Below are 25,608 nucleotides of genomic sequence, written 5' to 3'. Positions count from 1 at the left end.
TGCGCGCTCCGGCACTACGCATGTGTCGTAGCACCGGGGCGGGCTGTTCGCCGCCCCGGTGCTACGACGCCCCATGCCGCCTACAGGTCGCTCTTCACACCATCGATGAACGCGGACCATGCCTGCCCGGAGAGAACGAGGGCCGGACCGTGGGGGTTCTTGCTGTCGCGAACAGGCACCACACCGACGAGCCCGTCAACGACCTCCACACAACTGCCGTTGTCACCACCGCTGTAGCTGGACTTGCGCCACGGAAGCGCACCGGCCACCTCCACGCAGTCGCCGTTGTCCGGACCGCTGTAGCTGGACTTGCGCCATGTGGTGAGTATGGATGCGTCAGGGATGCGATGAACGCTCATGGTCGTACTCCTCCGCCACCGAGTCGAGCAGATCGAGGGATGCCTCCGGGGGAAGGGAGGCGGCCCGTGCCAGATCGTATGCGTCGTGGTAACGACGTACCACTGACGGCTCGTCGGTCAACGCCCCGGTGAGCAAGCCCTCGACGTACACCATGTCCGGCGCGTCGTCGAAGCGCATCAGCTTCACCATGCTGCTCATGGTCGCGTGCGCGCCCTCCCTATGGGGCAGCACCTGCACCAGCACGCGACCGGACCGTCCCAACGCGGAGACATGACGGAGCTGCTCTGCCATGACCTTGGGCCCGCCGACCACGGCCCGGATGACGTTCTCGTTCAGGATCGCCCACACGGTTGGGCTCTCCCGGTTGTTCAACATACGCCCGCGCTCAAGCCTGTTGGCCACACGCTCGTCGACATCCGCAGCGGTGCTGTTCGTCTGCCCTGCCCGTAGCACCGCCCGCGCGTACCGCTCAGTCTGAAGGAGACCCGGCACCAACGACACCGCGTACTCCTCGATGAACGAGGCGAGTTGCTCCGCCTCGGCCGCCGCCTCGAAGTGTTCGGCGAACTTCACCTTGCCCAGCGTCCGCCGCATCCGCACGAAGAACCCGTCCGTACGGAGCACCTTGTCCAGGCGGTGCGCGTCCGGCAGTGAGGGCGTACGCCGCCCCGCCTCGAAGTGGGCGATCAGCGACGGCGAGCACACCACCTGCTCACCCACATCGGCCTGCGTCAACTCGGCGGCCTCCCGCCTGCGTCGCAGCTCGTCCCCGTAGAACTCTTCGTTGGACTGCGGCTCTTGACGTTCGACCCGGCCGGTCATGCGCCCAGCCTCCTTCGCGTCGCGGAATCATCCCCGATCCACGTTAGCGCCACAGAGTCAGCGACTGGACACGAAAGGTGACATCTCTCTGATCGTCCGCACGCACCCCTCGTCGCACCGGCGGACACTCCACTCGGTCAGCGGCCTGCGGATCACTCTTCACGACCTTGTCGCCCAGCCGTGTCAGATGGGCAGCGCCCAGCTCGGTCCGTCAGGCCCCCCGAACCAGACCTGTTGAGCAGCGGACGTGACCGTCATACCGAACTCGGACAGGTGCGGCGAGCCGTGGCTCTGCCAAAGCGCGACCGAGTCCTCGACCGCATTCCACAGTTTGAGCGGCCCGCGCTGAATCACGGTCCATCCATGGCCGCTCTCTGCGGGCCGCGTCCGTGCCTGTGATCCGGTGGCGATGTCGAGCAAGATCTGTTCCCCGCCCACGCCGAACCGCTCGGCCGAGGGGGTGGCGAGTTGCGCGACGAACCGGCCGGTCCACTCGTCGAGCAGCGCGGGGTCGATCCTGCTCTGTCTCTCGTCACCCGGAAGGAGTTCGAAGGGACCGCGCGGCGGTCGATCGTGTGAGCGGGCCATCATGAACGATGTGTGTCCAGGCAGAAACCCGCCTGTCGCCCCGCCCGCCCCATCGGCGGTCAGGAGCACGAGACCGTGCCCGAATCCCCACCCGGCAAGCGTGACAAGCCGGCTCCCCCCTTGGCGGATCTGCCGTAGCAGCCCGTACGGGATGTGCCGCATGGAGCAGAACGCCAGCACAACGTCGTACGGCGCCCGGTCCGCGTAACCGCGCATTCCGTCGGCGGTGATCAAGGTCGGCGCGTACCCGGCTTCGGCGACGGCCTTTCGGGCACGCTCGGCCACGGCCGGGTCGGTCTCGACGGCGGTCGTGTTGTCCTCGCCTACTACTTCGCAGACGTAGGCCGTAGACAAACCGGTGCCGGCGCCGATGATCAGTGTCCGCTTCCCTGGAGCGGTTCCGGCCTGCTCGATCATCGAGAGGATGAGTCCGGGAAGTGTCGAGGACGATGTCGGTGTGCCGCCGGTGACCGGGCCTGCGGCGTCCTCGGCGAGAACGCCGTCGATCTGCGTCACCCACGTCGTGTTCTCGTACGTGAGGCGTAGCCAGTCCTCAGCGGGAACGTCGCCCCGGCGGACCGGGGTCCATACCGTGATGCCCGGTGGATCGCTCGGCCGGTAGATCGCCTGTCCGAGGAACGCCTCGCGAGGGACGGTCGAAGCGGCTCGGCGTACATCCGGGTCGTGCAGCACGCTGTCGTCTACAAGTTGCTCTACGAGTTGGCGCCTTAGAACGGAGGCCAATTCAGTGGTCATACGGGGCGCCCTTCTGGAGGGTGTCTGCGAGTGCGCTCGCGATGGCTCGAGTCGTAGGTTCATTGACGAATGCCCACTGACCGTTCGGGTTGCATTCGAGAAACCACCATCGGCTGTCCGAGTCGAGAGCGAAGTCGAATGCGCCGAAGGTGAGCCCGAACGCGTGAAGGTAGGACCGCACGGCTTCACGGATGCCGCGCGGGACCGGCATTTGGGAACAGGCGATCAGGCGTTGGTCCTGGCGCCAGTCGAGATGGTCGCCGTCGGTGTCGATGCGGGTCGCGAACACGCGGTCGCCGACGGCGGCGAGACGGATGTCGGCGATCTTCGGCACGCACGCCTGGAACAGATGTGGGCACGCCACGATCGACTCGTCGAGTTCGACGGCCGTAACGGAGTCCACCCAGATGGTCCGGCTCCTTCCGTCCTCACCCGCCAGGTGCACGCCGTGCACTGGTTTGTAGATCGCGCTCCCGTGTTCGGCCACGAACGTGCGGGCGTCCTCGGGCACGTTCGTGATCAAGGTGTCGGGAACGGCCAGTCCCAGCCGGACAGCGGTGGTGAGCTGTACGGGTTTGTAGTCGGCCGCGCGGTTCCGGATGGGATGGTTCACGTGCAGCGCGCCAGGAAGGGCGGTCAGCATCCCTGTGTAGCCGGTGCGAGACTGCTCGATGCCGAATCGCCGGCCGGGCGTCTCGGCCTGCCCGGGGTCGCCGTACGGAGTGGGCCGCCGCCAGTAGACAGAGCGAACCGCGGAAAGGCCGAGGCGTCTGGTTGCCGTCGTCAGATCCCCGGTGAACGGACCTTCCGCGATGCGCGCACTCATGCGCGCGGGCCCGGCGAAGTCGATCGCGGGGTCGAGCCGTACGGCCGGGACGCCCCTGCCGTACAGCTCACGCAGCACCAGGTCCGCCGTGAGGTCACCCAGAGCGGTGATGACGAGAACCGGTGAGTCGGCCATATCAGTCCGGCACATGATCTTCGAGGGCGTCCGAGTCCGCCGGGGCAGGCGGCTGAGCGCCACCGCCGTCGGCCCCGGTCGCGGTCGGGGACGAAGTCGACTCGTTGGTGCCGTGCCCGTCCATGTCGACACAGTGACCACTCGCGTCGAAGTAGCGTGTGGTCTGGGTCGCGGCGTCGATCTCGGTTCGGGTGTAAGGCAGTTCGACGGTGCTGGAATAGGGAGCCAGTCGTCCGGTCCCCCACGGCTGGTGTCTCGTCGGTTCGCTCATGCTGTGATCATGGGGCCGTTCACCGGGACGTCGGAACCTCATACGTTTCCCACTTCGGGACGTCCTGCATCGAGTAGAACGTCCCTGACAGTGTCCAGTGGCATTGTCAGGAAGCGGGGGCGATATCAACCATGCCGAACGAACGTCTACGGGTCGCCATGACGTCAAGAGGGTGGACCCATACCGACCTGGCCAATGCGACAGGCGTCGATCCCAAGTCCGTTGAGAGATGGGTCAATCTCGGACGCACACCCCGAAGGGTCACTGCGCTCAGGGCCGCCGAAGCCCTGAAGGAAGACGTACACGCGCTGTGGCCGACGCTCCGGCAGCCACGGACGGCACGGGCCGTCAGCCCTGAGCTTGTCGCGCTGTACGACCAGCGGGCGGATCTCCCGGTGTCGGTCTTCGCCGAACTCCTGGCACAGGCGCGCCGGCGGATCGACGTGCTGGTGTACGCGGCCGTCTTCCTCCATGAGGCCTATCCCCGGCTCAACGACCTGCTGCGCGAGCGGGCTGCAGCGGGATGCACGGTTCGGATCGCCATAGGCGACGCGGACAGCGCGAACGTGCGGCAACGAGGTCAGGAGGAGAGATTCGGCCACGGAATCGAATCCCGTTGCCGTCTCGCGCTCATGCACTACCGGCCGCTTGTCGGAGTGCCTGGCGTCGAGCTGCGAACGCACAGCACAACCCTCTACAACAGCCTGTACCGCGCGGACGATCAGGCGTTGGTCAACGCCCACGTCTGGGGCATCAACGCCTACGGTGCCCCCGTATGGCACCTGCGGCGCACCGACGGGGGCAGCATGTTCGACACCTACGCGCAAAGCTTCGACGCCGTATGGGAGACAGCCCAGCCGGTGGAGGGATGAGCCCATGGCACGGACCGAGTACTACGACGACCCCCACGCGCCCGTGCCCAACAGGGTGGTCGTGGCCGCCTCAGCGGTGGTCACCGACGAACGGGGCCGCATCTTGCTGCAACGGCGACGGGACAACGATCTGTGGGCGCTGCCCGGTGGCGGCATGGATCTGGACGACTCGCTGCCTGGCGCGGCCGTTCGTGAGGTCAAGGAGGAGACCGGACTCGATGTGAAGATCACGGGACTTGTCGGTACCTATACCGACCCCCGGCACATCATCGAGTACAGCGACGGGGAGGTGCGGCGACAGTTCAACGTCTGTTTCACCGCGCGCATCGTCGGCGGTGAGCTGGCCATCTCCGACGAGAGCACGGAACTGCGGTTCGTGGAGGCGGCCGAACTCGACTCACTGCCCATGCACCACACCCAACGGCTACGTCTCCAGCACTTCACCGAGCATCGGGCAGAGCCCTATCTGGGGTAGGGCCCCTCGGGCCCGGCTGAGAGAGCAGGCACCCGATCCGACCCGGCCCACCTCACACGCGGCACCCTCACCGAAACCGTCCGCGATGCGCGACACTGGACGTTTGGCCGCGTGAAGCGGTCGTACGAAGGACGAAAGGGCGCGGCTGTGAATGGACCTCTCATCGTCCAGAGCGACAAGACATTGCTGCTGGAGGTGGACCACGACCAGGCCGATGCCTGCCGTCGTGCCATCGCGCCTTTCGCCGAGCTGGAGCGCGCGCCGGAGCACATCCATACGTACCGGCTGACCCCGCTCGGGCTGTGGAACGCGCGGGCCGCCGGGCATGACGCCGAGCAGGTCATCGACGCGCTGGTGGCGTTCTCGCGCTATCCGGTGCCGCATGCGCTGCTCGTGGATGTCGCCGAGACCATGGCCAGGTACGGGCGGCTCACGCTCTCCAAGCACCCCACCCATGGGCTCGTGCTGACCTGCACCGACCGGCCGGTGCTTGAGGAGATCCTGCGGTCGAAGAAGGTGCAGCCGCTGGTCGGGACGCGGATCGACGCGGACACCGTCGCCGTGCACCCCTCCGAGCGTGGGCAGATCAAGCAGACGCTGCTGAAGCTGGGCTGGCCGGCCGAGGACCTGGCCGGGTATGTGGACGGCGAGGCGCACGCCATCGAGCTGGACGAGCGGGAGTGGTCGCTGCGGCCCTACCAGAAGCAGGCCGTCGAGGGCTTCTGGCACGGCGGGTCCGGGGTCGTGGTGCTGCCGTGCGGCGCGGGCAAGACGCTCGTGGGCGCGGGGGCGATGGCGCAGGCGAAGGCGACGACGCTGATCCTCGTCACGAACACCGTCTCCGCCCGGCAGTGGAAGCACGAGCTGATCCGGCGGACGTCGCTGACCGAGGAGGAGATCGGCGAGTACAGCGGTACGCGCAAGGAGATCCGCCCGGTCACGATCGCGACGTACCAGGTGCTCACGGTCCGCCGTAAGGGCGTCTATCCGCACCTGGAGCTGTTCGACTCGCGCGACTGGGGCCTGGTCATCTACGACGAGGTGCATCTGCTGCCCGCTCCTGTCTTCAAGTTCACCGCCGACCTCCAGGCGCGGCGCCGGCTGGGGCTGACGGCGACGCTCGTACGGGAGGACGGCCGCGAGTCGGACGTCTTCTCGCTCATCGGGCCTAAGCGCTTCGACGCGCCGTGGAAGGAGATCGAGGCGCAGGGCTACATCGCGCCCGCGGACTGTGTCGAGGTACGGGTCAATCTCACCGACAGCGAGCGCCTGGCGTACGCGACGGCCGAGCAGGACGAGAAGTACCGCTTCTGCGCGACGACTGCGACGAAGCGCAAGGTGACGGAGGCGCTGGTCCGTAAGCACATGGGCGAGCAGACGCTGGTCATCGGCCAGTACATCGATCAGCTCGACGAGCTGGGCGAGCATCTGGACGCCCCGGTGATCAAGGGTGAGACGAGCAACGCGCAGCGGGAGAAGCTGTTCGAGGCGTTCCGGCAGGGTGAGATCTCGGTGCTCGTCGTGTCGAAGGTCGCGAACTTCTCGATCGATCTGCCGGAGGCGACGGTCGCGATCCAGGTGTCCGGCACGTTCGGCTCCCGCCAGGAGGAGGCGCAGCGGCTGGGCCGGGTGCTCCGCCCGAAGGCGGACGGTCACGAGGCTCGCTTCTACTCGGTGGTGGCCCGCGACACGATCGACCAGGACTTCGCGGCGCACCGCCAGCGGTTCCTCGCCGAGCAGGGATACGCCTACCGCATCGTGGACGCCGACGAGCTGCTGGCCGGCAACTGAGCCGGGCGGGGCGGGCGGGCCGGGGCGGCCGGGGCGGGCGGGCCGGGGCGAGGAAGGGCTTGCGGCTCAGCGCATTATGCCCGCCTCCTCCCCGTACTCACCGAGGACGGCCACGCTGAACGCGGCGGTCACGAAGACCTTGACGGCCCGCAGCGCGTCGCCGACGCGGTGCGGGGCGTGCGAGCCGGTGTGAGGGGCGGAACCGAGCGCCGTCGCCCCGCTGTGCGAGGGGCCGGCGTGCACGGACGGGATGGGGGTGAAGGTCGCTGTACTCATACTTCAATGGTGCTTCTCCCGCGACCGGAACACATCGCTCTGCGGGGTGAAACGCCAGAGCCGTTCCCTACGACTCCAGAGATACGGCATCCCCTACGGGGACTACGCCTCCCATCCCTGACACGTACCAGGGAACGAGAGGGACCGGAGTCGGGGCGAAGTCGGGGCAGGCGGAAATAACCGTTCGCCCACCCGCCACCCGCTGACTACACTCTCCCTCTTCTCCCGCCTCCCTCCGAGGAGCGCCGCCACCCGGTCGGAAACCGGGCGGCTGCCCTGACGTGATCCATCGCCGACGCCTCGCCGCCACCCCGCCACCACCGGGTCGCGGCCCGTCGGCCTGCGTACATCCGGAGGCACCACCGTGTCCGCGCACGACCCCGCACCGACCCGTACAGACACGAGCACAGGCACAGGCACCAGTACAGACACCGGCACAGCCACCGACCCCCTCCTCGCCCGCGAACGCGCCCACCTCAACGCCTCCCGCGCCGCCCTGCGCTCCATGCGCGAGGACGTCCAGGCCCTCGACATCCGCGACGTGACGGCGAACTGGGTCAACGCCGCCGTCCTCGAATCGCAGATCGAGGACCGCATCAAGGCGCTCGCCGACCTCTCCCACACCCCGCTCTTCTTCGGCCGCCTCGACTACGAGCACGCCGTCGGTGCCGACGAGGCCGAGGCCGAGGGCGCCGAGGGCGAGCGCTTCTACATCGGCCGGCGGCACGTCCACGACGCAAACGGCGACCCCATGGTGATCGACTGGCGCGCGCCCGTCTCGCAGGCCTTCTACCAGGCATCCAAGAAGAACCCGCAGGACGTCGGCCTGCGCCGCCGCTTCGGCTACACGGCCGGCGAGCTGACCGCGTACGAGGACGAACACCTCTCCGACCCGACGGAGGCGGTCCACTCCAGCAAGCTGCTCCAGGCCGAGATCGAACGCCCGCGCGTCGGCCCCATGCGTGACATCGTCGCGACGATCCAGCCCGAGCAGGACGAGATCGTCCGGTCCGGGCTCGGCGGCTCCGTCTGTGTGCAGGGCGGCCCCGGCACCGGAAAGACGGCGGTCGGCCTGCACCGGGTGGCGTATCTGCTGTACGCGCACCGCGACAGGCTGGCCCGTACCGGCACGCTGGTCATCGGACCGAACGCCTCCTTCCTGCACTACATCGAGCAAGTGCTGCCCGCGCTGGGCGAGTTGGAGGTCAAGCAGGCGACCGTCGACGAGCTGGTGGCGTCGGCGCCCGGCCAGGTGCGGGTGACGGGCGTGGACAGCGCGGCGACGGCGGTCGTCAAGGGCGACGCCCGCATGGCGCAGGTGCTGCGCCGGGCCGTCCGCTCGCACGTCACGCTGCCGACCGAGCCGGTCATGGTGGTGCGCGGCTCCCGGCGCTGGCGGGTCCCGGCGTACGAACTCGAAGAAACGGTGCGGGAGTTGCTGGCCCGCGACATCCGCTACGGCGCCGCGCACGACGCCCTGCCGCAGCGCATCGCACACGCCGTGCTCGTACAGATGGAGCGATCCGGCGAGGCACCCGACGACCGCGTGCAGGACGCGGTGGCCCGCAACCCCGCCGTGAAAGCCGCCGTCAAGGCGCTGTGGCCCGCCGTCGACCCGGCGAAGCTGGTGCTGCGGCTGCTCTCCGACGCGGACTTCCTGGCCGAGCACGCGGAGGGGCTGCTCACGGCGGAGGAGCAGAAGGCGCTGCTGTGGACGAAGCCGCCGCGCAGCCTGCGGACGGCGAAGTGGTCGTCGGCGGACGCGGTGCTGATCGACGAGGCGAACGACCTGGTGTCCCGTACGCACTCGCTCGGCCATGTCGTACTGGACGAGGCGCAGGACCTGTCCCCGATGCAGTACCGGGCAGTGGGCCGGCGCTGCTCGACCGGCTCGGCGACGGTGCTCGGGGACCTCGCGCAGGGCACCACGCCCTGGGCGACGGCGAGTTGGGCGGAGGCCCTGACGCATCTGGGCAAGCCGGACGCGCTGGTCGAGGAACTGACGGCCGGTTTCCGCGTACCGCGCGAGGTGATCGCCTACGCGTCGCGCCTGCTGCCCGCGATCTCGCCGGGGCTGACGGAGGTGGCGTCGGTACGTGAGTCGCCGGGCTCGCTGGAGGTACGGGCGGTGGGCCAGGCCGAAGCGCACACGGCGGCGGGCCCGGCCGAAGCGGACACGGCGGTGGATCTGGCCGAAGCGGACGCGGCGGTCGTCGGCGCCTGCGTGGAGTCGCTGCGTCACGAGGGCTCGATCGGCCTGATCGCGGCGGACGCCCGTATCCCGGCGCTGTCCGCCGCCCTGTCGGCGGCGAACCTCCCGCACCTCGCCCCCGGCGAGGAGACGACGGCGGTCTCCCGCCTCACCCTGGTCCCGGCGTCGCTGGCGAAGGGTCTTGAGTACGACTACGTGGTCCTGGACGAGCCCTCGGCGGTGGTGGCGGGCGAACCGGACGAGCGCACGGGCCTGCGCCGCCTGTACGTGGCGCTGACCCGCGCGGTCTCGGGTCTGCTCGTGATCCACGCCTCTCCGCTGCCGGAGCAGCTGGACACGGCCTGGGCCGGGTCGGCCGGGTAGGCGACACTGTTCGGGTGAACTCGAACGATGATCCCGAGGCGGAGACGGTGGCTGCGGCCGCCGATGGAGCGGATTCGGCGAAGGGGGCGGGGGCGGTGCCCGCCGTACCGGCCGAGGCCGAGCCCGAGGCCGAGCCCGAGCCCGAGGCCGAGGCCCGTACGGACAGCGGCAGCACCCCCGTCGCCGCCGCCTCCCCCACCCGCCACCTCTTCTGGTCCGCTCTTGGCGTCGCCCTCGGGCTGCTCCTCCTCGACCAGGGCACCAAGTGGTGGGCCGTCAGCGCGTTGGGGGACTCGGAGTCGATCCCCGTCATCGGCGACTTCATCCGCTTCTGGCTCGTCTACAACCCCGGCGCCGCCTTCTCCATGGGCACCGGCGTGACCTGGATCTTCACCGTGTTCGCCGGGGTCGCCGTGGTGGCCATCGCCTGGTACGCGTGGCGCGTGCGGTCCACCCCGTGGACGTACGCGCTCGGCCTGCTCCTCGGCGGCGCCACCTCCCACTTCGGCGACCGGCTGCTCCGCGACCCCGGCTTCGGGCGCGGGCACGTGGTCGACTTCATCGACTACTCGGGGTTCTTCGTCGGCAACGTCGCCGACATCGGGATCTTCGCGGGCGCCGTGACCATCGTGGTGCTGTCGTTCAAGGGCATAGAGCCCACCCACGACGCCCGGACCGCCACCCAGGCCACCCAGGCCGCCCACGCCACCACCCGGAACGCCGACGCGGGGAGTGACCTCTCCCGCGAATGATCGTTTCCTCTCGTGGCGGTCGGCTTCGGATGTCCGGGCGCCGGCTTCCCCGCAGCTGAGCCGGAGGCCTGACTCGCGAGGCTGCCCCGTTCGTACGGGGCCGGGGGTGGCGACGATGTGCGGTCTCACGGGATACGCCGGTTTCACGGGCGCTCCGCCCACCGGCACCGCCGGGTCCTCGCTCAAGGAGATGACCGAGACCCTGGCCTGCCGGGGGCCCGATGCCACCGCCGGATGGTCCGAAGGCGCGGTCGGTCTGGGGCACACCCGGCTGGCGATCGTGGACCTGGAGGGCGGGCGGCAGCCCCTCGTGCGCGAGCGCGGCGGACGTACCGAACTCGTGGTGGTCTTCGCCGGTGAGGTCTACAACCACACCGGGCTACGGCGTGAACTGACCGACCTCGGCTGCCGCTTCCGTACCCGGAGCGACAGCGAGGTCGTACTCCACGCCGTCGCGACCTGGGGCGAAAGCGCCCCGTCCCATCTGGAGGGCATGTTCGCCTACGCGGCCTGGCACCCGGTCACCCGGCGCCTGACCCTCGCGCGGGACCGCCTCGGCATCAAGCCCCTGTGCTACGCCCTCACGGGTGACGGCGTGGTCTTCGGTTCCGAGCCGAAAGCCGTCCTCACCCATCCCGGCGTCGAGACCGCCGTGGATCTGGACGGCTTCCGGGAACTGCTGCTCCGCACCCATCCCATGATCAAGACTCCGGGCCGCAGTCCCTTCGCCGGACTGCGCGAGGTACGGCCCGGCACCACCGTCACCTTCACCGCCGACGGCGTACGCACCCGGCGCTACTGGTCACTCGCCCCCGCCGAACACCCCGACGATCTGCCGACGACCGTCACCACCACCCGCTCCCTGCTCGCCGATTCGGTGCGCGCACAGCTGCGGGCGGACGTACCCGTATGCGTACTGCTCTCCGGCGGCCTGGACTCCAGCGCGATCGCCGCCCTGGCCCGGACCCCGCGGCACCCCCGGCAATCCCTGCACCCCCTGCACACGCTCTCCGTCGATGTCGGAGCCCGCGCCGCCGCCGCCGGGCAGGACACCATGGCGCGCGATCCCGACGGACCCTTCGTGGACCTGATGGCGGCCCATCTCGGCTCCGTACACCGCCGGGTGGCCCTCCACGCCGCCGACCTCGCCGCTCCCGAGCTGCGCGACGAGGTCGGCAGGATGCGCGACGGGCTCACCATGGGCGACTTCGACACCTCGCTGCTGTCGCTCTTCCGCGCCGTACGGGAGCACTTCACCGTCACTCTCTCCGGCGAGGGCGCCGACGAACTCTTCGGCGGATACCGCTGGTTCAGCCCCTCGAAGGCCACCCCGGACGTCTTCCCCCCGGACGTCCTTCCCCCGGACGAATTCTCCCGGGACGCCTTCCCCCGGGACGTCTTCCCCTGGGAGCCGGTCCTGGCCCGCGCGGACGTCACCCGCCTGCTCGATCCCGCCCTGGTCAAGGATCTGGATCTGACCGCGCACCGCCACGAGCTGTACCGGGAGGCGTCGGCCGAACTCACCCACCTGCCGGGGACCTCCGCCGCCGAGGCCGCCCTGCGCCTCAACAGCCACCTCAACCTCACCCGCTTCCTGCCCTGTCTGCTGGACCGCACCGACCGGCTCAGCATGGGCATCGGCCTGGAGGTCCGGGTCCCGTTCCTGGACAGCCGGTTGGTCGAGTACGTCTTCAACACGCCATGGCACCTCAAGACCTTCGACGGACGCGAGAAGACCCTGCTGCGCGCCGCCGTGGCCGACCTGCTGCCCGAACCCGTACTGGCGCGGCGCAAGAGTCCGTACCCGCTGGTCCGCGACCCCCGCTACCGGGCGATCCTGACCGCCCAGGCCGGCCGGGTGCTGGCAGCGGGCGGGCCCGCCGTGGATCTGCTCGACCGGCGGGCGGTACGCCGCCTGCTGCTGGAGGCCGACGGCGAGGACCGGTTCCCGCGCGAGGGGCTGGAGTTCGTCCTGGACCTGGACCACTGGCTGCGCACCCACCGGCCCGCCCTGAGGCTGTAGCGCCCCGCCCCACCGGCCGGCCCTGGAGCTGCGACGCCCCCGCCGGCCCCCCGAAGCTGTAACACCCCATCCCCACCAGCCCCTTCGACCGACCTGGACCACCTCATGCGGCACCCCGTGATCGTCTCCGCCGTCCGTACGCCCATCGGGCGCGCCCGCACCGGCGCGCTCGCCGCCGTCCGGCCCGACAACCTGCTCGCCCACACCGTCGCCGAAGCCCTGGCCCGCGTACCGGGCACGGCACCGGCGGACGTCGACGACCTCGTCGTCGGCTGCGCGCTGCCCGGCGGCGAGCAGGGCTTCAACATCGCCCGGATCGCCGCCGTCCTGCTCGGCTGGGACCATGTGCCGGGAGTGACGGTGAACCGCCTCTGTACGTCCTCCCTCCAGGCCATCCGCATGGCCGCGCAGGCGGTGCGGTGCGGCGACGCGGACGTCGTCGTCGCCGCGGGCGTGGAGTCGCATTCGCGCCTCAGCCTGCACGGCAGCAGCGACACCTGGCCGGACACCGAGAACCCCGCCTTCGCCGCGGCCCGCGAACGCTCCGCGCGCCACGCCCTGCCCGGAACCCCGCACGGAACCCCGCACGGAACCCCGCACGGAACCCCGTCCGGCAGCCTGCCCGGAGGCCTGGCCGGAGGCCCGCCCTCGCCCTGGACCGACCCCCGCGAACAGCACCTGCTGCCCGACCCGTACATCCCCGTCGGCCTCGCCGCCGAGAACGCCGCCGACGCGTACGGCATCTCCCGCGAGTCCATGGACACCTACGCCGCCCGCTCGCACCGCCTCACCGAACTCGCCGTCGCCGAGGGCTTCCACTTCGGCGACATCACGCCGGTCAAAACCCCCGACGGTACGACGGCCGGCACCGACGACTGCCCCCGCACCGGGGTGACCCCGCGGAGCCTGGCCGCGCTGCCGCCCCGGTTCCGACCGGGCGGCAGGGTCACCGCGGGGAACAGTTCCCCGCTGTCCGACGGCGCCGCGGCCGTCGTCGTCATGTCGGAGTCGTACGCGCGCGAGCACGGCCACACCCCGCTCGCCCGCGTTCTCGGCACCGCGCTGTCCGCCTCCAGCCCGGAGACCGAAGGCCCCGCGCCCGTCGCCGCGACGCGCACCGTGCTCAGCCGGGCGGGGATGTCACTGTCGGACGTGGGCACCGTCGCCGGCAACGAACCCTTCGCCGCCCAAGTACTCGCCTACTGCGCCGCCCTCGGCCTCGACCCCGACCGCGTGAACACGCACGGGGGTTCCATCGCCCTGGGCGAACCCTTCGGCGCCGCCGGCGCGCGCCTCACCACCACGGCCCTCACCACGCTGCGGCACGACGACCTGTCCACGGCGCTGGTGTCCGTCGTCGCCGCGGGAGGTCAGGGCATGGCGATGCTGCTGGAACGCGCGTAGCCGAGGAGCGAACCCAGGAGCGGGCCGGCCGAGGAGCGAGCCCAAGAGCGGACTGGCCGAGGAGGGACCGACGAGGGACCGACGAGCGAAAGGTCAGGGCCTGTCGATCGCCTCGCGCCACTCCCGTACCGTCGCCTCGTCCACCGGCGCGGCCCAGCCGTTCGGCCGGGCCGCGCCGCCGATGTGGAACGCGTTCAGGCCGCCCGCGCGGAGTTGCGGGAGGTGGTCGAGCCGCAGCCCGCCGCCGACGAGGAGTTCGGGACCGTAACCCGGTTCGCCACGGGCGCCCGACGCGGCCTCGGCCAGCAGGACCGGGATGCCCTCGTCGACCCCGTTCGCCGAACCCGCCGTGAGATACGTGTCCAGACCGGGCAGGTCCGCGAGCTGCTTGCGCAGCGCGTCGCGGTCGGCCGCGCGGTCGATCGCCCGGTGGAAGGTCCAGCGGCAGGGGTCCAGCTCCGCGACGAGCCGTTCGACCGTGACGAGGTCCGGGTTGCCTGCGATGTCGAGGAAGCCGAGTACGAACTCGTCGGCGCCCTCGATCCGCATCGCGCCCACGGATTCCACCAGCGCGTCCACGTCTTCCGGTGACCCCGCCGAGAACCCGTCCTGGAGTCTCAGCATCACGCGCAGCGAGATGTCGACGGAGGCACGGATCTTGGCGAAGGTCTCGACCGCCGGGGTGAGGCCGTCCGCCGCCATGTCGGTGACCAGCTCAAGCCGGTCCGCCCCGCCGGCCTGGGCCGCGACAGCGTCCTCGGCGTCGAGGGCGATCACCTCCAGGACTGCACGCTTGCTCATGGGAACCCATTCCGTTCGGGAGGCTGGTCGGAAGGCTGCGAAGCCGGGCAGGACTCGGGACGAACGGGACGATCGGTCGCCAGTCGCCCCGCTATAGGTCTAGTCCAATAGCCAGCCTACGACGCCGCACGCCGCGTTCGCATCACCAAACCTCCACCACACCACATCAGTGGCCGCCGGCTCGCACGGTGAAGGCCGCGGTCCGGACCTTCCCGTCGTGCCGGAAGTCGAAGAACAGCCGGTATGCCCCGTCGCTGGGCGCCTTCGCCCCGAAGGACACCGTCGCGCCCGACCGGCCGTCCGGGTGGACGTGCAGATAGGCGAGGTCACCGGCGCGGAGGGCGACGAGGTGGCCGTAAGCCCCGAGGTAGGGCTGGAGGTTGGTGACGGGCTTGCCGTCCTTGCTGACCGTCAGTTTCACGTCGCTCGCCTTGCCGGGGGTCAGCGCGCCGTCGAGTGCGACCTGGTAGCCGTCGACCTCGGCGGTGGCGCGGACGGGCGGGAGGGCGGAGGGCTCGTACGGCCCCGATACGGCGAGGTCCGCGCCGAGTGTGAGGTTCGTCGCGGCAGCGGCGTGGCCGCCTTCCCCGTGGGCGCCGCCCTCTTCGGCGGCTCCCCCCTCCACGCCACTGCCTTCCGCCGCCCCGCCCGGGGTGAAGTCGGCGAAGACCCGGTAGTCGCCCGCCTCGGGCAGTTCGACGGGGATGGACCACACGCCGTCGGCCGCGCGCTCCGGGTGCAGATGCCGGAAGACCGTCAGATCGCGCGAGGCGACGATGAAGTGCAGCTCCTTCTCGTGTTCGCGCTCGTACGAGGTGAGGTTGCGGTCGTGCTCGTCCTTGATCGAGAACTTCAGTTCCGTACGGGCACCGGCCTTGATCGCGCTCTTTTCGAGGGCGAGGCTGTAGCCGCCGTCGGAGATCTGGAGTCCGCCGGCGGGCAGCTTCGCCGTTGCGGCGTCGGCGCTCCTGTCTGCTTCCTCGGCGCCTGCCTCCCCACCCGCCCCGTGCTCCTTCTCGTGCTGCGCGGGCGGTGGCTTCTCGGCGACGACCGGATCCGTAGCCGTCCCCACGCCGTACGCGACCCCGAACGTCACGGCGAGCGCGGCGGCGTACGCGGTGATCCTGACCCCGGTGTTCATGGTGATGTTCATGGGTTCGAATATACCCCTGGGGGGTATAAAGTCAAGCGAGGAACTACCCTTGCCTGAGATAGGGGCGAGGGGTATACATGGATCAGGAGTCAGATACCCCCTAGGGGTATCTGACTCCCGTATCGCGACAGAGAACACCGAGAACCACCGAGAACCGCCGAGGACTCAGAGGAGAAGGCCAGTCATGAGCACCACACCGGCAACCGACACACCCGCCGTCGCCCCCGCCGCCCCGGCCGACGCCACGGCCACGGCCCCGGCCGCCACGGTCGACGTCGAGCTGGCCATCGGTGGCATGACCTGCGCCTCGTGCGCCGCTCGTATCGAGAAGAAGCTCAACCGTATGGACGGCGTCGAGGCGACCGTCAACTACGCGACGGAGAAGGCCAAGGTCAGCTACGCGCAGGGCGATCTCTCCGTACGCGACCTGATCGCCACCGTCGAGGCGACCGGCTACACCGCCGCCGAGCCACCCCCGCCCCGACCGGCGGGCGGCTCCCCCGGTACGGGCAGCGACAATCGCGGCGACCGGGACCGCGAGGACGACGAACTGCGGCCCCTGCGCGAGCGGTTGATCACCGCCGTCGTCCTCTCCGTCCCGGTCATCGCGATGGCGATGATCCCGGCGCTGCAGATCGAGTACTGGCAGTGGCTGTCGCTGACCCTCGCCGCTCCTGTCGTCACCTATGCCGCGTGGCCGTTCCACCGTGCGGCGTGGACGAACGCCAAACACGGCGCGGCGACGATGGACACGCTGATCTCGGTCGGCACGTCGGCGGCGTTCCTGTGGTCGTTGTGGGCGCTGTTCTTCGGTACGGCGGGCACCCCGGGCATGACGCACCCCTTCGAGCTGACGATCGCGCGGAGTGACGGTGCGGGGAACATCTATCTGGAGGCGGCGGCGGGTGTCACCGCGTTCATCCTGGCGGGCCGGTACTTCGAGGCCCGCTCCAAGCGCAAGGCCGGGGCCGCGCTGAAGGCGCTGATGGAGCTGGGCGCGAAGGAGGTCACCGTCCTGCGCGACGGCGCGGAAGTGACCGTGCCGACGGGCGAGTTGGCGGTCGGGGACCGGTTCGTCGTACGCCCGGGGGAGAAGATCGCCACCGACGGCACCGTGGTCGATGGCACCTCCGCCGTCGACGCGTCCATGCTCACCGGTGAGTCGGTGCCGGTGGAGGTCGGGCCGGGCGACACCGTGACCGGGGCGACCCTCAACGCGGGAGGCCGGCTGGTCGTGGCGGCCACCCGTATCGGCTCCGACACCCAACTCGCCCGCATGGCCCGCATGGTCGAGGACGCGCAGAACGGCAAGGCCGCCGCCCAACGCCTCGCCGACAAGATCTCCGCCGTCTTCGTCCCCGTCGTCATCGCCCTCGCGCTCGGCACACTCGGCTTCTGGCTGGGCAACGGATCGGGCCTGACGGCCGCGTTCACCGCCGCCGTCGCCGTACTGATCATCGCCTGCCCCTGCGCGCTCGGCCTCGCCACGCCCACCGCCCTGATGGTCGGCACGGGGCGCGGCGCACAGCTCGGCATCCTCATCAAGGGCCCCGAGGTCCTGGAATCGACCCGCAAGGTCGACACGATCGTCCTCGACAAGACCGGCACCGTCACCACCGGCAGGATGACCCTCCTCGACGTCCACACCGCGACCGACACCGACAGGACCGAACTCCTCCGTCTGGCAGGCGCGTTGGAGCACGCCTCCGAACACCCCATCGCCCGCGCCGTCGCCACCGGGGCCGCCGACCAGGTCGGCACCCTCCCTACCCCCGAGGACTTCGCGAACATCGCCGGCCTCGGAGTCCAGGGAATCGTCGAAGGCCACGCCGTCCTCGTCGGCCGCGAGCGGCTTCTGGCGGAGTGGGAGATCCGGCTCCCGGAGGAGCTGGAGCGCGCCAAGTCGCAGGCGGAGGCCGCGGGCCGTACGGCCATCGCGGTGGCCTGGGACGGTGAGGCGCGCGGCGTCCTGGAAGTGGCCGACGCCGTCAAGGACACCAGCGCCGAGGCGATCCGCCGCCTGCGCGGCCTCGGGCTCACGCCCGTCCTGCTCACCGGCGACAACAAGACCGTCGCCGAGGCGGTGGCCAGGGAAGTCGGCATCACCGACGTCATCGCGGAAGTCATGCCCGAGGACAAGGTCGATGTCGTCAAGCGCCTCCAGGCGCAGGGCAAGTCGGTCGCCATGGTCGGCGACGGCGTCAACGACGCCGCCGCGCTCGCCCAGGCCGACCTCGGCCTCGCCATGGGCACCGGCACCGACGCCGCCATCGAGGCGGGCGACCTCACCCTCGTCACCGGCGACCTGCGTGCCGCGGCCGACGCCATCCGCCTCTCCCGCCGCACCCTCGGCACCATCAAGGGCAACCTCTTCTGGGCCTTCGGCTACAACGTCGCCGCACTCCCCCTCGCCGCCGCCGGACTCCTCAACCCCATGATCGCCGGCGCCGCCATGGCCTTCTCGTCCGTCTTCGTCGTCGGCAACTCCCTACGGCTCCGCGGCTTCAAGGCATCCGGCTGAGCTGTTCGAGCGGCCGAATACTGGTCCAGACCAAAGTCTTGACAGGGTGGCGCTTCACTTCTTAGATCGAAGAGGTGAAGCGCTTTCTGTCGCTTCCCGAACGACCCGTTCCCCGATCCACCTGTCTGTCATATGCATGACAACCCCCACTCAGGAAGGGATCGTCACGTGCTCACCAGGACACGTTTCACGCAGCGCCCACTCCGTCTGCTCCTCCTGCTCGCCGTCCTCCTCGGTCTGGCGGCCGTACCCACCACCGGCCGCGCGGCGTCGGCGACGCCGGCCGCCGAACAGAAGGCCGGTCAGCAGGCCGGTCAGCAGGCGGCGGACTTCAAGGTCCTCGGCTTCTACAGCGGCACGTGGGACGCCGCGCACATCAACTTCGTGGCGGAGGCGAGGAAGTGGTTCCCGCAGACCGCCGCGGCGAACAACTTCACGTTCGAGTCGACCAACAACTGGAACCGGCTGACCGGCACCGGCCTCCAGGGCGTGGACGTGGTCCTGTTCCTCGACGACCTGCCGCAGAGCGCGGCCCAGCGGTCGGGCTTCGAGCAGTACATGCGCAACGGCGGCGGCTGGATGGGCTTCCATGTCGCGGCCTTCACGACGGGCGCCCAGCAGTGGCCCTGGTACCACAACGAGTTCCTGGGCAGCGGGAACTTCAAGTCCAACACCTGGGGCCCGACCACCGCCAAGCTGAAGACCGAGAACACCTCGCACCCGTCGCTCGCGGGCGTTCCGGCGACCTTCACCTCGTCGGTCAGCGAGTGGTACAGCTGGTCGAACAACCTCCGGTCGAATCCCAACATCAAGGTCCTGGCCTCGGTCGACAAGTCGAGCTTCCCGCTCGGTACGGACCCCAACCAGTCCTGGTACAGCGGGGATTACCCGATCCTGTGGACCAACAGCAACTACAAGATGCTGTACGCGAACTTCGGCCACAACGCCATGAACTACAACACCAACACCGGCCTGTCGTCCACGTTCGACAGCGCGACGCAGAACCGCTTCCTGATCAACGGCCTGAAGTGGCTGGCGCAGTGATCCGCTGAATCGGCTCGGTCGCATCGGCTCGGTCGCATCAGCTCAGTTGCATCAGCTCAGTTGCGATCGGGCCGGTCAGATGAGGCCGGTGACCGTGACCGTCACCGTGATACGTCGGGAGTCACCGGCCTCCGCCACCCCCAGCACCGCGTCCCGCACCGCACGCGTCACATCCAGCGTGCGGTGCGTCCGCCGGGCGACGAACTGGACCTCGATCCGCCAGGCGCCAGGACCGTTGCCCGGCCGCACCCGTACGCCGGACTTCCGCCGGTCGCGTGACGCGTACGACGCCCGGACCAGATCGGCGAGTCCGGGCCGCAGGAAGGCCACCCCGGGCACCCGCTCCACGGCATCGACGGCGGCCAGCGCCAGAGCGTCCTTCGTCGCGCCGGTCGTGCCGGCGGTCTCGTGGGGTGTCATCGGCCGTCCCCTTCCTCTTCTTCCTCGTCGTCCTTTTCGTCTTCGTCTTCGTCGAAGAGGTCGATCACGAGCACGTCGATGCTCTCCACCTCGATACCGATGGCGTCCCGCGCCGAGTCCGCGACCCGCGCCCGGATCTCCTCCGCCAGCTCCGGCAGATTGAGGTGGAGTGCGGCCGCCACCTCAAGCCGTACGTTCACCGGCCCACGCTCGCGCGGGCTGATGCGGCAGCTCCCCGCCCGTACCCCCGGCAGGGACTCGGCGGCGGCCCGAAAGGCGCGCGCCGCCGCCGCTTCCACGATCCACAGGTCCTCGTCGGGCTCACCGAGCGGCAGCGGGCGGCCGGGCCGCAGCTCCAACCGCACGATGTCCATGACGCGGGTCGTCAGGTCGGAGACCTCGGCCGGGCCGGGCGGCACGGCCTCCCGTGTCCGGTCCACGGCCTCGCCGAGGGCGGCGAGGTCGGCCAGCGCGGCGGAGCAGTACGGGCACTCCACCAGATGCGGATCGCTGACATGCCAGCCGGCGATGTCCGGGGCGACGACCTGCGGGCCGACGGCGCCGGGCGAGCCCTCGACCGCGTCCCAGATCTCCCAGACAACGCTCAACTCCCGCCCGCACGGCAGAAGTTCGGCGCCGGTGTCGGTGCCGGCGCCGGTGTCAGTGCCGGTCTCGGTGCCGGTCTCGTCGAATTCCCCTTCGGCGGCCACGCCGTTTCCGGGGCCGGGGCGGTCGGGATGCGCGTTCAGCGCCATGCGCTCATCGCCTCCGTCAGGTAGCGGCGTGCGCGGAAGACCCTGCCGCGGACCGCCACCAGGCTGATCCCGACCGTCTCCGCGATGTTCTCGTAACTCATCCCGTGCAACTCCCGCAGCACCCAGCAGGCGCGCTGCTCGGGCGAGAGCCCGGCCATGGCCACCGCCAGCGCGCGCACGGCGGCGTGCGACTCGGCGGCGCGCGCCGGTGAGGACTCGTGCTCAGGCGCGGCCGGTTCCGGTACGGAGTCGAGGTCCGTCGCCGGGCGGCGGGCGCGCAGGTGATTGAGGCACCGGTTGGTGACAATCCGGTATATCCAGGTCTTGAACTCCGCGTCGCCCCGGAATTCCGGCAGCTTGCGCCAGGCGCTCACGAACGCGTCCTGCACGGCGTCCTCGGCCTCGGTCCGGCTGCCGAGGAGCCGAGTGGCCAGTTGGAGCATGACCGGCCCGTGGGTGCGTACGAGCAGCTCGAACGCTTCCTCGTCACCTTCGCCCGCGCGTACCGCCAGCAGGTTTTCGCCGGGCACTCACCGACTCCTCTCGCCGCCTCGTCGTATCCATTCCATGCATCTCGTGCGGACACATTCCTTGGACACGGACCACGGCAGAACGTCACGCGAGAACTCATGGAAATTTCCGCGTGACGAATGCCGGGCACCGGTGTCCAACGAGTTGAGAGTCCGGGAGAACCGGCGAACTCCCGCACGACAAACGACAAACGACCAACGGCAAACGCCACAAGACATACGACATACGAGATACGAGGAGGCTGTCCCATGGCAGCGACCCAGACCCAGGAAGTGTCCCCCGTCTCCACCAACGCGACGAGCGGCCAGGGCGTCGGCACGACGAGTCCCGGCGTGGCCGGCTCCACCACCCTCGGCAGCGGCGCCACCGGAGCCTCCGAGCCCGCCGCCACCCGGGGCCGGACCTCCATCGCGGACGTTGTCGTCGTGAAGATCGCCGGCATGGCGGCGCGCGAGATCCCCGGTGTGTACGACATGGGCGGCGGCCTGTCCCGGACGCTCGGCGCGGTACGCGACCGCGTTCCGGGCGGCCGTCCGAACGTGGGCCGGGGAGTGAAGGTCGAGGTCGGCGAGCGCCAGACCGCGATCGATCTGGACCTGGTGGTGGAGTACGGCGTACCGATCACCGATGTCGCCCGCGACGTAAGGGAGAACGTCATCGCGGCGGTCGAGCGAATTACCGGACTTGAGGTCGTCGAGGTGAACGTCACGGTCAACGACGTGCATCTGCCCGACGACGAGGACGAGTCGAACAGCGGCACCGACGCCCGCGTCGAGTGACCGGCCCGATGAAACCGGAGAATCCGATGAACGCGTCCCTCGTGGGGTTGATCGTCGGCATGGCCCTGGGCTTCGCGGGGTGGTTCGGCGGATTCGGGGCGTTCCTGCTGGTGGCCGCGTTGGGTGCGGTGGGCTTTGTGGCGGGGCGACTGGCCGACCAGGGCATAAGCCTGCGTGAGTTCCTGGACCCGGACGAACGGAAGCGCCGGTGAGCGCGGGCGCCGGAGATCAGCTGGCCGCCGCCACGCCCGTAGCCCCTCTCGTATCTTCGCCCGTTCCCCCGCCCGCCGACCGTGGCGCGACACGGATCGCGGACCGGGTGGTGCGGCGGGTGGCGGGCCGGGCCGCCGAGGAGGTGCTGCGGCCGGGCGGGGGTGAGGTGGTGCGTGCGTCGGCCGACGTACACGGCAGCCGGGTCGACCGCATCCATCTCGACGTCGGGCTGGCCTACCCCGCGCATCTCGAAACGTCCGGGGCGGAGCTGCAGCGGCGGGTGACGGAACGCACCGCGCATCTCACGGGCCTGACGGTCAGCCGTACGGCGGTCCGGATCACCCGCCTCTCGCAGTCACCGACATCGGCGGTCGAGTCGACAGAGCCGGCCAAATCAACCGCCTCGGCGGAATCCGTCGCACCCCGCGCCGGCCGCCGCCCCTGGTCCGAACGCCGGGCCCCGGCAGCCGTGTTCGCGCTGATCGGTGCGGTTGTGAGCGGGGCGCTGCTCGCCGATGTCGTCGCGGTCGCGGTCGGCCGCGCGCCGTCCGACGTGCGGGTGCGCACGCTGGACTGGCTGACGAGCCACGGCCCAGCCGACACGGTGGTGGCCGTCGGCGCCGCAGTGGCGACGGTGGCCGGCCTGTGGCTGGTGTTCGTGGCGCTCACGCCCGGACTGCGCGGGCGTCTCGCGATGTCCGGCACACGCGCCGGCATCGACAGGCCGGCGGCAGCCGCTCTCGTACGTCATCGCGCGGCCGACGTGCCCGGCGTCTCGCGCGTACGGGTCACGGCCGGGCGCCGCCGGATCGCCATACGCGCTCGGCTCAGCTTCGGTGATCCGGTCGGAGCGCGCGACGTCCTCACGCGCGTCTCGCAGGACGTCGTGACCGGTCTCGGCCTGGCGAAGCCGCCGCGTGTGCGGGTCCGTGTCAGCCGCGACGAGTACTGGCAGCCGCCCCGCACACAGGACCGCGAGCACGACCGCGAGCACGACCGCGAACGGAAGGAAGCAACCCCCGATGCGAACGCCCCGGCCCCGGCTCCGTAGCGCCGTCGACCGTATCTTGCTGGCCGTGCTCGGTGCGGTTCTGGCCGGTGCGGGCGCATGGGTCCTGACCGGTCACGAGACCGTGCGGGGGCACCTCCCCGCCTGGTGGCCCGCGTCGGCCACCGCCCGCACCGACGGCGCCCTGACGGACCGCGCCCTGCTGTCCCGACTGCGCGACCACGGCTGGTGGACCCCGGCCGTCATCGCAGCGCTCGGCGTCGTGTTCCTGCTGCTCGTGTGGTGGCTGCTGGCGCAATTCCGGACCGGGCAGCCGCGCACGCTCCCTCTCCCCCGTCCGGGGCTCCGGCTCCGTACCGGCGCGCTGACGGCGGCCATGGAGGAGCGGACGGAGCGGATCCCCGGTGTGGACCGGGCCCGGGTGACCCTGTCCGGCCGGCCGCACCGGCTGCGCGCGGCCTTCTCCGTACGACTGGAGGCGGACGCCGTCCCGGCCGATGTCGTACGGCGGATCGAGGCGGGCCCGGTCACCGACGCCCGGACGAGCAGCGAGGGCGCACGGCGTATCGACGCGGTCGTACGGCTCCGCGCCCCGGCCGGGACCCCGGGCCGAGCCCGCCCGGGCCTCGGCAGGACCCGCACCACCCGCGACACCACACGTGCGCCACTGCTGTGAACAGCATCGAAGGCCCCTCGCAGGGCACCCTGAAGGGCAGGCAGTACGACAGGACGGCCGTAGAGCTCGACCGCCACCCACCCAACGGGGAGACGAGAGTGCCCAAGTCCCGCCCGGCACGCGCCCCGGCACGCACCCCGGCACACGCGTGGTGGCACCCGCACCCGCGTCCACCACGCGTCAAGCACCCCCCGCGCGAGCCCCGCCATTACGCCCAGGCGCTGCGTCGCACCCCGATCGCCCTGTGGCGCGACGACGCCACCGACTCGGCCGCCGCCCTCACGTACTACACGGTCCTGGCGATCATCCCGGCCCTCCTGGTGACCGTGGCCGCCATCGGTCTCGCGGGCTCCGACGCGTCCAGCGAGCTGGCCTCCCAGATCACCGCGCTCGTCCCCGCCCAGTCCCGGCAGCTGATCCACGAGGCGCTGGCCCAGATGACGCACCAGCGCACCGCGGCCTGGCTGCTGACGATCTTCGGTGCGGTCGGCGCGCTCTGGTCGTCCTCCAGCTATCTCGGCGTCTTCCGCCGGGCGCTGCACCGTATGAACGGCGCCGTCGACCACCGCCCGCCGTGGCGTACGGCGCCGCGCATCGTGGTCACGGCGTGCGCACTGCTCACGCTCCTCGTCACGAGCGCGTTCACGCTGGTGCTGACGGGCGACGCGGTCCACCGGATCGGCCCGGTGCTGGGCATCGGGAGTACGGCGAGCGTGGTGTGGACCGGGCTGAAGTGGCCGCTGTTGCTGGCGCTCGCGGCGGTTCTGGTCCTCATCGTCTTCCGTACGGGCCCGCCCGGCACCCGCCATCTGAGGCGCGCGCTGCCCGGCGGAGTGCTCGCGGTGCTCCTGTGGCTGCTGGTGTCGGCGGGATTCGCGCTGTACGCAGCCCACTCGGGGACGTACAGCCGCCTCTACGGCTCGCTCGCCGGCAGCGTCGTCTTTCTCGTCTGGCTGTGGCTGTCGAACCTGTCGCTGGTGGCGGGTGCCCAGTTCAACGCGGAGTTGGATGCCGCGCACCGACGTCTAGGCTCTTCGTCCATGGCAGCTACGGCAACAGCTCACGACACCCCCGAAACCCCCGAAGACAACACCCTGCGTGGCCGCTGGCTGCGCACCCTCACGGCCGTACGGGACGGGGACACCCCCGACGCCCTCCCCTACGCCGACGAACTCCTGACCCGATGGGCCGAGCCCCAGCGCCGCTATCACACCGCCGATCACCTCCTCGCCGTCCTGGAGCACATCGACACGCTCGCCCCGCACGCGGCCGACCCCGAGGCCGTGCGCCTCGCCGCCTGGTTCCACGACGCCGTCTACCGCCCCGACCGCTCCGAGAACGAGGAGCGCAGCGCCGTGCTCGCGGTACGCGCGCTCACCGAGGCGGGCGTGCCGGCCGACCGTACGGAGGAGGTCGCCCGCCTCGTCCGTCTCACCGTCACCCACGACCCGGCGCCCGGCGACACCAACGGCGAGGTGCTGTGTGACGCGGATCTCGCCATCCTGGCGGGCGAACCGGAGGCGTACGAGGCGTACACCCGCGCCGTACGGAAGGAGTACGGCTTCGTCCCGGACGACGCCTTCCGGGCGGGCCGCGCCGCCGTCCTGCGCCAACTCCTGGATCTGCAGAGGCTGTTCCGTACGCCGCACGGTGCGGCGGTCTGGGAGGAGCGGGCCCGTGCGAATCTCACCGCCGAGCTGGAGACTCTCAGCCACTGACCGGCGGCGCCCCCGGCTCACCGGTGGTGGCAGGAATGGCGGGGCGGGGCCGCGTGGTTGTA

Annotated in this window: 24 protein-coding genes and 2 pseudogenes; 15 read left to right on the top strand and 11 right to left on the bottom strand. The window is 70.6% G+C overall.

Annotated features, from left to right (window positions below):
- Nucleotides 1–80: 80 nt before the first annotated feature.
- From ACFT9I_RS09405 to tgmA, 5 genes are all read right to left on the bottom strand, one after another.
- The gene (locus tag ACFT9I_RS09405) at nucleotides 81–359 is read right to left on the bottom strand and encodes a DUF397 domain-containing protein (protein WP_382562369.1); all 279 of its coding nucleotides are present in this window, start codon (nucleotides 357–359) and stop codon (nucleotides 81–83) included.
- Complete coding sequence (locus ACFT9I_RS09400) at nucleotides 337–1,182, bottom strand: helix-turn-helix domain-containing protein (RefSeq protein WP_382562367.1); 846 nt, start codon at nucleotides 1,180–1,182, stop codon at nucleotides 337–339. Before ACFT9I_RS09400 ends, ACFT9I_RS09405 begins: the two co-directional genes overlap by 23 nt.
- A 183-nt stretch (nucleotides 1,183–1,365) precedes the next feature.
- On the bottom strand, nucleotides 1,366–2,526 hold the full coding sequence (gene tgmC / locus ACFT9I_RS09395) for an ATP-grasp peptide maturase system methyltransferase (protein ID WP_382562366.1): 1,161 nt from the start codon (nucleotides 2,524–2,526) through the stop codon (nucleotides 1,366–1,368).
- Nucleotides 2,516–3,487, bottom strand: coding sequence for an ATP-grasp ribosomal peptide maturase (gene tgmB / locus ACFT9I_RS09390; protein WP_382562364.1), 972 nt, complete (start codon nucleotides 3,485–3,487; stop codon nucleotides 2,516–2,518). The genes tgmC and tgmB overlap by 11 nt, the downstream gene beginning before the upstream one ends.
- A 1-nt stretch (nucleotide 3,488) precedes the next feature.
- Nucleotides 3,489–3,758: a putative ATP-grasp-modified RiPP gene (gene tgmA, locus ACFT9I_RS09385; RefSeq protein ID WP_382562362.1), complete on the bottom strand. Its 270-nt coding sequence runs from the start codon at nucleotides 3,756–3,758 to the stop codon at nucleotides 3,489–3,491.
- 131 nt (nucleotides 3,759–3,889) lie between these two features.
- On the opposite strand from tgmA, the gene ACFT9I_RS09380 reads away from it, so the two are divergent.
- The 3 genes from ACFT9I_RS09380 to ACFT9I_RS09370 all read left to right on the top strand — a co-directional run bounded on the left by ACFT9I_RS09380 (nucleotide 3,890) and on the right by ACFT9I_RS09370 (nucleotide 6,896).
- Entirely contained in the window at nucleotides 3,890–4,630 is a 741-nt protein-coding gene (locus ACFT9I_RS09380; protein ID WP_382562360.1) for an XRE family transcriptional regulator, read from the top strand.
- A gap of 4 nt (nucleotides 4,631–4,634) precedes the next feature.
- Nucleotides 4,635–5,105, top strand: a complete 471-nt coding sequence (locus tag ACFT9I_RS09375; protein WP_382562359.1) for an NUDIX domain-containing protein — start codon at nucleotides 4,635–4,637, stop codon at nucleotides 5,103–5,105.
- A gap of 147 nt (nucleotides 5,106–5,252) precedes the next feature.
- Nucleotides 5,253–6,896 (top strand): DNA repair helicase XPB, encoded by a 1,644-nt coding sequence (locus tag ACFT9I_RS09370; protein WP_382562357.1) that lies wholly within the window; start codon nucleotides 5,253–5,255, stop codon nucleotides 6,894–6,896.
- Nucleotides 6,897–6,962: 66 nt separating this feature from the next.
- Here the strand turns inward: ACFT9I_RS09370 and ACFT9I_RS09365 are convergent, their stop codons facing one another.
- Complete coding sequence (locus ACFT9I_RS09365) at nucleotides 6,963–7,172, bottom strand: hypothetical protein (protein ID WP_382562355.1); 210 nt, start codon at nucleotides 7,170–7,172, stop codon at nucleotides 6,963–6,965.
- Nucleotides 7,173–7,677: 505 nt separating this feature from the next.
- Here ACFT9I_RS09365 and ACFT9I_RS09360 point away from each other — a divergent pair.
- From ACFT9I_RS09360 to ACFT9I_RS09345, 4 genes are all read left to right on the top strand, one after another.
- On the top strand, nucleotides 7,678–9,747 hold the full coding sequence (locus ACFT9I_RS09360) for a HelD family protein (protein WP_382562624.1): 2,070 nt from the start codon (nucleotides 7,678–7,680) through the stop codon (nucleotides 9,745–9,747).
- Between the two features lie 14 nt (nucleotides 9,748–9,761).
- Nucleotides 9,762–10,499 carry a signal peptidase II gene (locus ACFT9I_RS09355; RefSeq protein WP_382562353.1) on the top strand — a complete coding sequence of 246 codons (738 nt, stop codon included), beginning with the start codon at nucleotides 9,762–9,764 and terminating at the stop codon, nucleotides 10,497–10,499.
- Between the two features lie 115 nt (nucleotides 10,500–10,614).
- Nucleotides 10,615–12,522: an asparagine synthase (glutamine-hydrolyzing) gene (asnB, locus tag ACFT9I_RS09350; RefSeq protein ID WP_382562351.1), complete on the top strand. Its 1,908-nt coding sequence runs from the start codon at nucleotides 10,615–10,617 to the stop codon at nucleotides 12,520–12,522.
- A 105-nt stretch (nucleotides 12,523–12,627) separates the two neighbouring features.
- On the top strand, nucleotides 12,628–13,926 hold the full coding sequence (locus ACFT9I_RS09345) for an acetyl-CoA C-acyltransferase (protein WP_382562350.1): 1,299 nt from the start codon (nucleotides 12,628–12,630) through the stop codon (nucleotides 13,924–13,926).
- 93 nt (nucleotides 13,927–14,019) lie between these two features.
- Here ACFT9I_RS09345 and ACFT9I_RS09340 read toward each other — a convergent pair whose 3' ends face one another.
- Together ACFT9I_RS09340 and ACFT9I_RS09335 are read right to left on the bottom strand one after the other, a co-directional pair.
- The gene (locus tag ACFT9I_RS09340; RefSeq protein ID WP_382562348.1) at nucleotides 14,020–14,727 is read right to left on the bottom strand and encodes a copper homeostasis protein CutC; all 708 of its coding nucleotides are present in this window, start codon (nucleotides 14,725–14,727) and stop codon (nucleotides 14,020–14,022) included.
- A 166-nt stretch (nucleotides 14,728–14,893) separates the two neighbouring features.
- Nucleotides 14,894–15,868, bottom strand: coding sequence for a hypothetical protein (locus ACFT9I_RS09335; RefSeq protein WP_382562622.1), 975 nt, complete (start codon nucleotides 15,866–15,868; stop codon nucleotides 14,894–14,896).
- Between the two features lie 196 nt (nucleotides 15,869–16,064).
- Here ACFT9I_RS09335 and ACFT9I_RS09330 point away from each other — a divergent pair, with 196 nt between their 5' ends.
- The gene (locus ACFT9I_RS09330; protein WP_382562346.1) at nucleotides 16,065–18,401 is read left to right on the top strand and encodes a heavy metal translocating P-type ATPase; all 2,337 of its coding nucleotides are present in this window, start codon (nucleotides 16,065–16,067) and stop codon (nucleotides 18,399–18,401) included.
- A 132-nt stretch (nucleotides 18,402–18,533) separates the two neighbouring features.
- Nucleotides 18,534–19,436: pseudogene (locus tag ACFT9I_RS09325) on the top strand (ThuA domain-containing protein); the annotation flags it as partial.
- A gap of 84 nt (nucleotides 19,437–19,520) precedes the next feature.
- Here ACFT9I_RS09325 and ACFT9I_RS09320 read toward each other — a convergent pair.
- Genes ACFT9I_RS09320 through ACFT9I_RS09310 form a run of 3 tightly spaced genes read right to left on the bottom strand, consistent with a single transcriptional unit; the run spans nucleotide 19,521 to nucleotide 21,150 of the window.
- Complete coding sequence (locus ACFT9I_RS09320; protein ID WP_382562344.1) at nucleotides 19,521–19,865, bottom strand: Asp23/Gls24 family envelope stress response protein; 345 nt, start codon at nucleotides 19,863–19,865, stop codon at nucleotides 19,521–19,523.
- Nucleotides 19,862–20,620, bottom strand: coding sequence for a hypothetical protein (locus ACFT9I_RS09315; RefSeq protein ID WP_382562342.1), 759 nt, complete (start codon nucleotides 20,618–20,620; stop codon nucleotides 19,862–19,864). Before ACFT9I_RS09315 ends, ACFT9I_RS09320 begins: the two co-directional genes overlap by 4 nt.
- On the bottom strand, nucleotides 20,611–21,150 hold the full coding sequence (locus tag ACFT9I_RS09310; protein WP_382562340.1) for an RNA polymerase sigma factor: 540 nt from the start codon (nucleotides 21,148–21,150) through the stop codon (nucleotides 20,611–20,613). Before ACFT9I_RS09310 ends, ACFT9I_RS09315 begins: the two co-directional genes overlap by 10 nt.
- 249 nt (nucleotides 21,151–21,399) lie before the next feature.
- Here ACFT9I_RS09310 and ACFT9I_RS09305 point away from each other — a divergent pair, with 249 nt between their 5' ends.
- The 6 genes and pseudogenes from ACFT9I_RS09305 to ACFT9I_RS09280 all read left to right on the top strand — a co-directional run bounded on the left by ACFT9I_RS09305 (nucleotide 21,400) and on the right by ACFT9I_RS09280 (nucleotide 25,546).
- Nucleotides 21,400–21,930, top strand: a complete 531-nt coding sequence (locus ACFT9I_RS09305) for an Asp23/Gls24 family envelope stress response protein (protein ID WP_382562338.1) — start codon at nucleotides 21,400–21,402, stop codon at nucleotides 21,928–21,930.
- Between the two features lie 26 nt (nucleotides 21,931–21,956).
- Entirely contained in the window at nucleotides 21,957–22,142 is a 186-nt protein-coding gene (locus ACFT9I_RS09300; protein ID WP_382562336.1) for a hypothetical protein, read from the top strand.
- Nucleotides 22,139–23,194, top strand: coding sequence for a DUF6286 domain-containing Asp23/Gls24 family envelope stress response protein (locus ACFT9I_RS09295; RefSeq protein ID WP_382562334.1), 1,056 nt, complete (start codon nucleotides 22,139–22,141; stop codon nucleotides 23,192–23,194). Before ACFT9I_RS09300 ends, ACFT9I_RS09295 begins: the two co-directional genes overlap by 4 nt.
- A 25-nt stretch (nucleotides 23,195–23,219) precedes the next feature.
- A complete protein-coding gene (locus ACFT9I_RS09290) occupies nucleotides 23,220–23,828 on the top strand; it encodes a hypothetical protein (RefSeq protein WP_382562332.1) in 609 nt (202 codons plus the stop codon).
- Nucleotides 23,825–24,781: pseudogene (locus ACFT9I_RS09285) on the top strand (YihY/virulence factor BrkB family protein); the annotation flags it as partial. The gene ACFT9I_RS09290 and the pseudogene ACFT9I_RS09285, both read left to right, overlap by 4 nt.
- A gap of 87 nt (nucleotides 24,782–24,868) precedes the next feature.
- Nucleotides 24,869–25,546 carry an HD domain-containing protein gene (locus tag ACFT9I_RS09280; protein ID WP_382562621.1) on the top strand — a complete coding sequence of 226 codons (678 nt, stop codon included), beginning with the start codon at nucleotides 24,869–24,871 and terminating at the stop codon, nucleotides 25,544–25,546.
- The last annotated feature ends 62 nt before the right edge of the window (nucleotides 25,547–25,608 follow it).

The sequence above is a fragment of the Streptomyces sp. NPDC057137 genome, from assembly GCF_042670825.1.
Lineage (GTDB): Bacteria > Actinomycetota > Actinomycetes > Streptomycetales > Streptomycetaceae > Streptomyces.
The sequence above is the reverse complement of the archived record's forward strand: the minus strand, read 5'-3'. Positions and strand labels throughout refer to the sequence as shown.

Excerpts from the sequence above, each read along its gene's own strand:
- ACFT9I_RS09405 (WP_382562369.1), bottom strand. The coding sequence starts at position 359 with ATGAGCGTTCATCGCATCCCTGACGCATCCATACTCACCACATGGCGC.
- ACFT9I_RS09400 (WP_382562367.1), bottom strand. The coding sequence starts at position 1,182 with ATGACCGGCCGGGTCGAACGTCAAGAGCCGCAGTCCAACGAAGAGTTC.
- tgmC (WP_382562366.1), bottom strand. The coding sequence starts at position 2,526 with ATGACCACTGAATTGGCCTCCGTTCTAAGGCGCCAACTCGTAGAGCAA.
- tgmB (WP_382562364.1), bottom strand. The coding sequence starts at position 3,487 with ATGGCCGACTCACCGGTTCTCGTCATCACCGCTCTGGGTGACCTCACG.
- tgmA (WP_382562362.1), bottom strand. The coding sequence starts at position 3,758 with ATGAGCGAACCGACGAGACACCAGCCGTGGGGGACCGGACGACTGGCT.
- ACFT9I_RS09380 (WP_382562360.1), top strand. The coding sequence starts at position 3,890 with ATGCCGAACGAACGTCTACGGGTCGCCATGACGTCAAGAGGGTGGACC.
- ACFT9I_RS09375 (WP_382562359.1), top strand. The coding sequence starts at position 4,635 with ATGGCACGGACCGAGTACTACGACGACCCCCACGCGCCCGTGCCCAAC.
- ACFT9I_RS09365 (WP_382562355.1), bottom strand. The coding sequence starts at position 7,172 with ATGAGTACAGCGACCTTCACCCCCATCCCGTCCGTGCACGCCGGCCCC.
- ACFT9I_RS09360 (WP_382562624.1), top strand. The coding sequence starts at position 7,678 with ATGCGCGAGGACGTCCAGGCCCTCGACATCCGCGACGTGACGGCGAAC.
- asnB (WP_382562351.1), top strand. The coding sequence starts at position 10,615 with ATGTGCGGTCTCACGGGATACGCCGGTTTCACGGGCGCTCCGCCCACC.
- ACFT9I_RS09345 (WP_382562350.1), top strand. The coding sequence starts at position 12,628 with ATGCGGCACCCCGTGATCGTCTCCGCCGTCCGTACGCCCATCGGGCGC.
- ACFT9I_RS09340 (WP_382562348.1), bottom strand. The coding sequence starts at position 14,727 with ATGAGCAAGCGTGCAGTCCTGGAGGTGATCGCCCTCGACGCCGAGGAC.
- ACFT9I_RS09335 (WP_382562622.1), bottom strand. The coding sequence starts at position 15,868 with ATGAACACCGGGGTCAGGATCACCGCGTACGCCGCCGCGCTCGCCGTG.
- ACFT9I_RS09330 (WP_382562346.1), top strand. The coding sequence starts at position 16,065 with ATGAGCACCACACCGGCAACCGACACACCCGCCGTCGCCCCCGCCGCC.
- ACFT9I_RS09320 (WP_382562344.1), bottom strand. The coding sequence starts at position 19,865 with ATGACACCCCACGAGACCGCCGGCACGACCGGCGCGACGAAGGACGCT.
- ACFT9I_RS09315 (WP_382562342.1), bottom strand. The coding sequence starts at position 20,620 with ATGGCGCTGAACGCGCATCCCGACCGCCCCGGCCCCGGAAACGGCGTG.
- ACFT9I_RS09305 (WP_382562338.1), top strand. The coding sequence starts at position 21,400 with ATGGCAGCGACCCAGACCCAGGAAGTGTCCCCCGTCTCCACCAACGCG.
- ACFT9I_RS09300 (WP_382562336.1), top strand. The coding sequence starts at position 21,957 with ATGAACGCGTCCCTCGTGGGGTTGATCGTCGGCATGGCCCTGGGCTTC.
- ACFT9I_RS09280 (WP_382562621.1), top strand. The coding sequence starts at position 24,869 with ATGGCAGCTACGGCAACAGCTCACGACACCCCCGAAACCCCCGAAGAC.